The organism is Planotetraspora thailandica (genome assembly GCF_016863335.1).
Classification (GTDB): Bacteria; Actinomycetota; Actinomycetes; order Streptosporangiales; family Streptosporangiaceae; genus Planotetraspora; species Planotetraspora thailandica.
Genome location: NZ_BOOR01000119.1, coordinates 1 through 1,193, shown reverse-complemented (window position 1 = coordinate 1,193; position 1,193 = coordinate 1). Strand labels below are relative to the sequence as shown.

Annotated in this window: 1 protein-coding gene; it reads left to right on the top strand. The window is 64.6% G+C overall.

Annotated elements, in window-relative coordinates; genetic code table 11:
• The first annotated feature begins 91 nt into the window (after window positions 1-91).
• A complete protein-coding gene (locus Pth03_RS41105) occupies window positions 92-1,189 on the top strand; it encodes an IS630 family transposase (protein WP_239119819.1) in 1,098 nt (365 codons plus the stop codon).
• The last annotated feature ends 4 nt before the right edge of the window (window positions 1,190-1,193 follow it).

Here is a 1,193-nt window from a genome sequence, read left to right as displayed (position 1 = left end):
CTAGTGGCCTGTCACTGAACCTCGGACGGGTAATTGATCTCGGGCGGTGAACCCGTCAGGCTGGCTGTCTCTTCGATGGTGGGAGGTGGTCGTGGCTCGCCGACCGGAAGTGTTCGTCCGGCCGTTGACGATGGAGGAAGGTCGCAAACTGCAGCGGATCACGCGGACTGCGAAGGATCCGATCAAGTTGCGGCGGGCGATCGTGGTGATGATGTCCGGCCAGGGCCAAAGCGTCCCCGACATCACCTCGTTGATGCAGGTCAGCGATGACTACGTTCGTGATGTCATCCATGCCTTCAACGAGCGGGGGTTCGACGCGCTGGACCCAAAATGGAGCGGGGGCCGTCCGAGGGCGATCAGTGACCAGGTGCGTGAGCGCATCTGCCTGATCGCCAGAACGGTCCCCGCCGAGTGGGGCATCACCGGGATGTCCACCTGGAGCCTGAAAACGCTGGCCGAACACCTGATCGCCCGCGGCGTCGTGACGGCGATCAGCCGTGAGCACCTGCGGCGGATCCTCCGCAAGGGCGGGGTGAGCTGGCAGACCACCACGACGTGGAAGGCCTCCACCGACCCCGACTTCATCGCCAAGATGCAGCGCGTGCTGGAGTTATACGATCACCCGCCCGACGGTGGGCGGGTGATCTGCGTCGATGAGTTCGGGCCGCTGAATCTGATGCCGCGCAAGGGCAAGCGATGGCGGCCGGTGGGTTCGCCGGCTCGGCTTCGCGCTACCTACAACCGCTACCACGGCGTGATGCAGATGATCGCCGCTTTGGATCTGGCCACCGGCAAGCTGTACTACCGGATCCGCAAGCGCAAGCGGTGGCGCGAGTACCTGTCCTTCCTCAAGACCCTGCGCATCCGCTGGCCCAGCGGAAAGTTGTACGTGATCGCCGACAACTACTCGCCGCACAAGCACCCTCAGGTCCGCTCCTGGGCCGCCGCTAACGGCGTTGAGTTGGTCTTCCTGCCGACCTACGGCTCCTGGCTGAACTGGATCGAATCCGAGTTCGCCGCGCTGCGCTATTACGCCCTCAACGGCACCGACCACCGCACCCACGACGAGCAGAACGCGGCGATCGGTGCCTACGTGCGCTGGCGCAACGCCAGAGCCGCTCCCAAGACCAACTTCGCCGCCAGCTCACCCATTCGAAGCTGGACCAGTTACCCGGCCAAGGTTGCGTGACGGG